We start from the raw sequence: 7079 nt of genomic DNA on the forward strand, positions 1-7079 counted from the left end.
GGCCGCAAAGTTACGCAACAACGCCCGGACTAGCTTCTTGCCGTTGCAACTTAGTAGCCCGATGGTAAGCCAGCACCACCAGGAACTGCAGCCCAAACAGCACCGTAGCCAGCGTAAGGTGCACCGGCTGCACGGCGGCGGGCAGTGCCCAGTAAGCCAGGGTAATTCCTGCCACGATTTCCAGCCCCACTGCGGCCACTACTGCCACCACCAGCGGCCGCAGCCTGCCCGTCGAGCTCACGTACAGCCGATACGCCAGGTACAGGTTGAGCACCAGCAGCACGGCCGAGAACGTGCGATGAACCCGGAACGTGAGGCCCAACTGCTCTATCCACTCGGCGCGGCCAAGATACTGCGCGGCGGCCGCCACCATGTCCACTTCCTCACGCACCTGCGTGCCCAGCACAATCTGCCCAAACGTGGCCAGAGCCGCCAGCCACAAGCCCCAACCCAGGCCCGCCACCGTGGTTGCTGGTATGCCCTCCCGCCGCAGCTGCGACCGGTCCACGGCATACAGCAGCATAGCCACAATCACCAGCGCCAGCCCCATGTGTATCGTCACCATGATAGGCAGCAGATTGGTAGATACCACCAACGACCCCAGCCAGCCTTGAAAGCCCGTGAGCACGAAGCTGCCGAAAGCCAGCCAGAATACGGCCCGGTCGCGGCGCCAGTAGGGCAGCGCCAGCAGTACCGTCACGAAGATGAACACCCCAATCAGCGCCCCCAGCAAGCGGTTCACGTACTCAATCCAGGTTTTGGTGGGGTTGAAGTCGGTTTCGATGTACTGGGTGGGGTGCGCAAAGATGTCACCGGCTACCTGCTCGAAGCCCAACCGCTCCAGCGTGCGGGCCAGCTTCTGGTTTTTAGCCACCCGCTGGGCTGTATACACTTCTTTGTAGTTGGCGGGCAGCTGGCTTATGTGAGTGGGCGGCACCCAGGAGCCAAAGCATTTGGGCCAGTCGGGACAGCCCATGCCGGAGCCGGTGCTGCGCACAACGCCGCCTACCAGAATCAAGAGGTACACGCTTACCACTGTCAGAATACCGAAAAACCGGAAGCGGCGCACAAAAGCAGGAGTTTGCATAGAAGCTGGGAGCATGCACGGTTGGTGCCCTTATCGTATAGAAACAAGGCTTGTTTCCGGGAGTTTGCACATGTCTGAGCAGGTGCTACAAAATGACGGAAAGAAAACGGGCCGCCGTAGATACAGCGGCCCGTTTCGGGTTAGTAGAAGCCAGCGGCTATTCCATGTCCCGCTCGTAGGGCAGGTTCGAGGACTGCGTCTTCGAGAAGGGCACGTTCTGCGGAATGAAATCTTCCACTGCGCCGGGCTTGCTGTAATCGTAGGGCCAGCGGTACACGGCGGGAATTTCGCCGGGCCAGTTGCCGTGGCCGGGCTCGATGGGCGCCGTCCACTCCAGCGTAGTCGAGTTCCAGGGGTTCTGGGAAGACTTGCGGCCGCGGAAAATGCTGTAGAAGAAGTTGAAAATGAAGATGAACTGCGCGAAGAAAGCCAGAATAGCGGCCAGCGAAATAAACTTGTTCAGGTCAGCAAACTGCGAGAACATGTCGAAGCCGGTCCAGGCATAGTAGCGGCGGGGGAAGCCGGCAATGCCCACGTAGTGCATCGGCAGGAACACCAGGTATACCCCGATGAACGTCAGCCAGAAGTGTACGTAGCCCAGCTTCTCGTCCATATGACGGCCAAACATCTTCGGGAACCAGTGGTACACCCCGGCCCACAGGCCGAAGAAGGCCGACGAACCCATTACCAGGTGGAAGTGAGCCACCACGAAGTACGTGTTGTGCATCTGAATATCCAGCGCGGCGTTGCCGAGAATGATACCCGTCAGACCACCCGAAATGAACAGCGACACGAAGCCAATGGAGAACAGCATGGCGGTAGTGAAGCGGATGTTACCGCGCCACAGCGTAGCCAGCCAGTTGAAGGTCTTCACCGCCGAAGGCACCGCAATGATGAGCGTCAGGAACATGAAGACCGAGCCCAAGAAGGGGTTCATGCCCGTCACGAACATGTGGTGAGCCCACACAATAAACGACAGCAGCGAAATACCAAGCAGGGAGCCAATCATAGCGCGGTAGCCGAAGATGGGCTTACGGGCGTTGGTCGCCAGAATTTCCGACACCATACCCATAGCGGGCATAATCACGATGTATACCTCGGGGTGACCCAGGAACCAGAACAAGTGCTGGAACAGAACCGGTGAACCGCCCACGTTGTGCAGTGCCTGCCCGGCAATGTAGATGTCCGACAGGAAGAAGGAGGTACCAAACGAACGGTCAAAGATCAGCAGCAGCGCGGCCGAGAACAGCACCGGGAACGAGAGCAAGCCCAGAATAGCCGTCAGGAAAAACGACCAGATAGTGAGCGGCAGCTTGCTCATGCTCATGCCGCGGGTGCGCAGGTTGATAACCGTGGTGATGTAATTTACGCCACCCAGCAACTGCGACACGATGAACAGCGCCATCGATACCAGCCACAGCGTCTGGCCCATGCCCGAGCCAGGAATGGCCTGGGGCAGCGCCGACAGCGGCGGGTAAATTGTCCAGCCGGCAGCGGCCGGGCCGGTTTCGATAAACAGCGACACGAACATAATCACACTGGAGAGAAAGAAGAACCAGTAGGAAAGCATGTTCATAAAGCCCGAAGCCATGTCGCGGGCACCAATCTGCAGTGGAATCAGGAAGTTGGAAAACGTACCCGACAAGCCAGCCGTGAGCACGAAGAACACCATGATGGTGCCGTGCATCGTCACCAGCGCTAGGTAGAACTCGGGGTTCAGCTTGCCGGCCTCAATCCACTTGCCCAGGAAGGGGGAAAGCCACTCGAAGGTAGCCTCGGGCCAGCCCAGCTGCAGGCGGAACAAGCTCGACAGCGTACCACCCAGAATAGCCCAGAAGATACCCGTAATCAGGAACTGCTTGGCAATAACCTTGTGGTCGGTGCTGAAAACGTATTTCTCCAGAAAGTTCTGCTCATGATGCTCGTGGTGCTCATCATGGTGCAGGTGCTCGTCGTGCTCGAGGCCGGGCTCGGTTGCCCCGATGCCCCCTTGCACGTTCGAATGAGTAGGAAGATTAGCAGCCATAGAAATGCGGGCGGTTAAGAGGGTTACAGCGAAGCCTTGGCAGCAGGAACAACAGCGGCAGCGGCCGGCGTAGTTTCAGCACTACCAAGCGGTGCGGCCTTTTGTTTGAAAGTAGCCAGCACATCGGGGTTCTGCGAAGAGAACGACTGCTGCTTGGCGTACCAGGCTTGATAGTCGTCCGGCTCATCCACGATGATGGCCAGCTTCATGGCGAAGTGCCCCCGACCGCAGATCTGGTTGCAGGCCAGCTCGTAGTTGAAGTTGGGGTTACCAATCTGGGCGCGCATCTCATCCGTGGTTTTGGTAGGCGTAAACCAGAATTTGGTAGGCATGCCGGGCACGGCATACATCTGCACCCGGAAGTGCGGCATATACACGGCGTGCAGCACGTCACGGGAGCGGATTTTCAGCAGCACCGGGTGGCCTTTCGGCACGTGAATTTCACCGGCAACGAAGTCGTCGAGGCCTTTCTGGTCGCTCAGGTCAAAGCCAAACTCATTGGTAGCGTCAATCAGGCGGTAGTTAACTACGCCCAGCGTCTGGTCGCGGCCGGGGTAGCGCACCAGCCAGTTGAACTGCTTGCCCATTACTTCGAGCACTACGGCATCTTTCGGGGCGGGACCGGTGATACGGCTCCACTCCTTCCAGCCCGCAAACACCAGACCGGCCATTACGATGGCCGGAATAACCGTCCAGATAACTTCGATCTTGTTGTTGTGGGGAAAGAAGAAGGCGCGGCGGCCATCCTGGTGCTGGTACTTATAAGAGTACACAAACAGGGCAACCTGCGTAATCACGAACACGATACCGATGATGATCATCGTGGTCCAGAACATGCGTTCCGTAGCGTGGCCGTGTACGGAGGCAATCGGCGGATTCATCTTGCTGTAGTTTTCGATGAAAGACCACGCGAAAGCCGCGCCGCCCAGCAACAGGAAGGCCAGCATCAGAATGCCATTCACGCGGTTGCTCATGCCAATTTCGCGCACGAAGCTCCCCGAGAAGATAGAGGTGAGAATCTGGAGGCGGAACAGCAGGCCAAATACGACCAGCAGCAACACCAACACCAGAAGAATACCAAGAACTGTCATTGTGATGAAAGTTAAAGCTTGTAGATAGTAAGGGGTGGCCCGGAAAATAGGTTCCGGCCTTTCCCTTTACTAGCCATGATTAGGTGGTGTGGTGAAGACTTTCGTCGAGGAAGGGGTGGTTCACCGGAACCAACGGGGCCTGAGACAGCCGCTTGGTCATCAAAATCAGGAATGCGCCCAGGAATACTAGTGCAACGCCGATTTCAATAAGGTACCCGTTGTTTTCCTGCATCGTCGAGGGCATCAGCATCAGGTAGAAGTCCGACCAGTGGCCTACCAGGATAGCAATGCTCACGATTTTCATCATGATCATCTGACGCTTGGCATCCCGCGTCATCAGCACTAGGAAGGGGAAGACGAAGTTGATAACCAAGTTGAAGAAGAACAGCCAAGTGTACTGGCCACCGAAGCCGCCAAGACGCTGATTGAAGTAGATGGATTCTTCAGGTAGGTTAGCATACCAGATCAGCATGAACTGCGAGAACCATACGTAGGTCCAGAAAATGCTGAAGCCGAACATGAACTTGCCCAGGTCGTGGAGGTGGCTGGCCTGCACCCAGCGCAGGTAGCCGGCCTGCTTCAGCAGGATAGTGCAAAGCGTGATGGCCGCAATGCCTGATACCCACCACGAGGCGAATACGTACCAGCCGAACATCGTGGAGAACCAGTGCACGTCGACTGACATAATCCAGTCCCAAGCCGACATTGACGAGGTTACGGCAAACAGCACTAGGAACAGCGCCGAAATGTTGATGTGGCGGTGGAAGTATTCCGTGCCTCCGTTCAGATCTTCTTCCAGCGAAAGCTGGCGCAGCTTATGGGTAAAGAAGGCCCAGATACCTACGTATACAGCCGTGCGAATCAGGTAGAACGGAATGTTCAGGAAGCCTGATTTACCGTAGATGATTTCATCGAAGTTAGCCGACTTGGGGTCCATGATGCCCGGCATCGTCCAATGGAAGATGTCGTGGTTGATCAGACCCAGACCAAAGATCAAAAACAGCAGAATACCGCCGGGCAATACAAAGGCGCCCAGGGCTTCCATAATCCGGCGCAGCAGCACCGACCAGCCTGCATAGGCTACCGACTGGATTGCCAAGAACACAGTGCCGACCACCGATACGCCGAGGAAGAACACGTTGCTGTGCCACAGGCTCATGATGAGGCGCTTCAGCCAGATGGGGCTGCCGTGGTGTTCGGCAGCACCACCGTGGGCCGCAGCCGCACCGTGCGCGGCGCCAGCTGCTTCATGGTGCCCACCGATGTTGAAGGCGGCAATCAGCAGGCCGGCTGCCAGTACCAGCACCCCGGCAATGATGATCCAAATAAACGTTTTGCGCGTGCCCGACGAAACCTCCAGGTATTCGGCCGTCACGGCGTCGTGATGCGTCAGAGTTGCCATAGATTAGTTTGCCGTGCCGTTACGTGCTTTGTCTCCACCCTGGCCCGGAGTTTCCGAAGCCTTGTTCGCCTGTGCCTCCTGTACCGGAGCCTGCTGCTGGTCGCGGGTTTGCGACGAGTCAGCTACGGCTACGCCAGCCGTTGAAGCGCCGCGAGAAGCCAGCAAATCCGTTACTCCATCCGGGCCTTTGCCCAGCTGCAGTGCCCGCACATACATGGCAATCTTCCAGCGCTCCTCGGGGTTTACCTGCGAGCCGTGCGGCATCATGCGGCCTTTGCCCCACTGAATCACGTGGTAGATGTGGCCATCGTTCATGGTTTTATAAGCACCCGCCGAGTAGTTGGGTACCCCCTTGAACTTCTTGCCTACTTCACCCTGGCCGTCGCCCTGCTCACCGTGGCAGTGCTGGCAGTTGCGCAGATACAGCGCTTTGCCTTCTTCCAGGTTCTCTTTGGAATAAGCAAACGGATTACGCAGCACCTTTTCGGCGGTAGCTACATCTTCCTTACCAATATGGTTGTAGTAGTTGGCTTTGCCACGGGGTACCGTGCCCACCACCGGAGTGCGCTCATTGATACCCATGGGGTTCACCCCGTTGGCATTCACTTGGCGCAGCGGGTCATACGGAATGGATTCGTACATCTCCGGAGCATACTCAATGCCGGGGTCGTCGGGGCGGTTGCAGGCAGTGGTGAACACCGATGCCAGCAGAACGGCCGACGCTTGCAGACTTAGTTTCAGCGAATGCGTCATTAGAACTTGGACATTTCTTTTTCATTCACCTCCGAAGCACCATTGGCGCGCAGCAGTTGGGTTACTTTGCCCAGATCCACGCCTTCCTTCAGCTCAATAGCAACTACAAACTTGTCATCGGTAGAGCGCACATCGAGCACCGGAGTTTTCCAGCGCGGATACAGCTTGCTGATGGCATAGAAGGTAATGACCATGCCGTGGCAGCAGAAGAATACCGTCAATTCGAAGGAAACCGGGATAAAGGCTGGTAGCGCAATGTGCGGTTTACCACCGATAATCATCGGCCAGTCGAAGCCCAGCGTGTAGATCTGCAGCCATAGGGCAAAGCACAAACCCGTGAGGCCATAGAAGAAGGCCGCAATAGGCAGGCGGGAACGTTCGATGCCGAGGACATCGTCGATGCCGTGAATGGGGAACGGGGTAAATACCTCGTAGATTTTCACGCCCGCTCCGCGGACGTTTTCAACGGCGTGCAGCAGCACGTCTTCGTCGTCGAAGATGCCGAGGGCGAAGCGCTTAGTCATGCTTATCGTAGTTTACAGGAGCCGAAGCCGGAACCCCGTGGGTGGCAGGTTGATGAACTGCGTGGTGCGGGTCATGGCCGGTGTATGTGGGGCCATTGTCCACGGTGTACTTGAGTACCGACTTCACCTCGGCCATGTTGATGACGGGGAAGAACTTGGCAAACAGCAGGAACAAGGTGAAGAACAGGCCCAGCGT

Annotated in this window: 6 protein-coding genes and 1 pseudogene; all 7 read right to left on the minus strand. The window is 57.2% G+C overall.

The window, feature by feature from the left end; all coding sequences use genetic code 11:
- Window positions 1–10: 10 nt before the first annotated feature.
- Entirely contained in the window at window positions 11–1087 is a 1077-nt protein-coding gene (locus I5L79_RS17775; protein WP_196956414.1) for a COX15/CtaA family protein, read from the minus strand.
- A gap of 157 nt (window positions 1088–1244) precedes the next feature.
- Window positions 1245–3113, minus strand: a complete 1869-nt coding sequence (locus I5L79_RS17780) for a cytochrome c oxidase subunit I (protein ID WP_231403188.1) — start codon at window positions 3111–3113, stop codon at window positions 1245–1247.
- A 23-nt stretch (window positions 3114–3136) separates the two neighbouring features.
- Entirely contained in the window at window positions 3137–4204 is a 1068-nt protein-coding gene (locus tag I5L79_RS17785; protein WP_196956415.1) for a cytochrome c oxidase subunit II, read from the minus strand.
- A gap of 79 nt (window positions 4205–4283) precedes the next feature.
- A complete protein-coding gene (locus tag I5L79_RS17790) occupies window positions 4284–5606 on the minus strand; it encodes a quinol:cytochrome C oxidoreductase (RefSeq protein WP_231403189.1) in 1323 nt (440 codons plus the stop codon).
- A gap of 3 nt (window positions 5607–5609) precedes the next feature.
- Window positions 5610–6359, minus strand: a complete 750-nt coding sequence (locus I5L79_RS17795; RefSeq protein WP_196956416.1) for a c-type cytochrome — start codon at window positions 6357–6359, stop codon at window positions 5610–5612.
- Complete coding sequence (locus tag I5L79_RS17800) at window positions 6359–6883, minus strand: DUF3341 domain-containing protein (protein WP_196956417.1); 525 nt, start codon at window positions 6881–6883, stop codon at window positions 6359–6361. Before I5L79_RS17800 ends, I5L79_RS17795 begins: the two co-directional genes overlap by 1 nt.
- A pseudogene (locus tag I5L79_RS17805) lies at window positions 6876–7079 on the minus strand (NrfD/PsrC family molybdoenzyme membrane anchor subunit); the annotation flags it as partial. The pseudogene I5L79_RS17805 and the gene I5L79_RS17800, both read right to left, overlap by 8 nt.

The sequence above is a fragment of the Hymenobacter guriensis genome, assembly GCF_015773195.1.
Classification (GTDB): domain Bacteria; phylum Bacteroidota; class Bacteroidia; order Cytophagales; family Hymenobacteraceae; genus Hymenobacter; species Hymenobacter guriensis.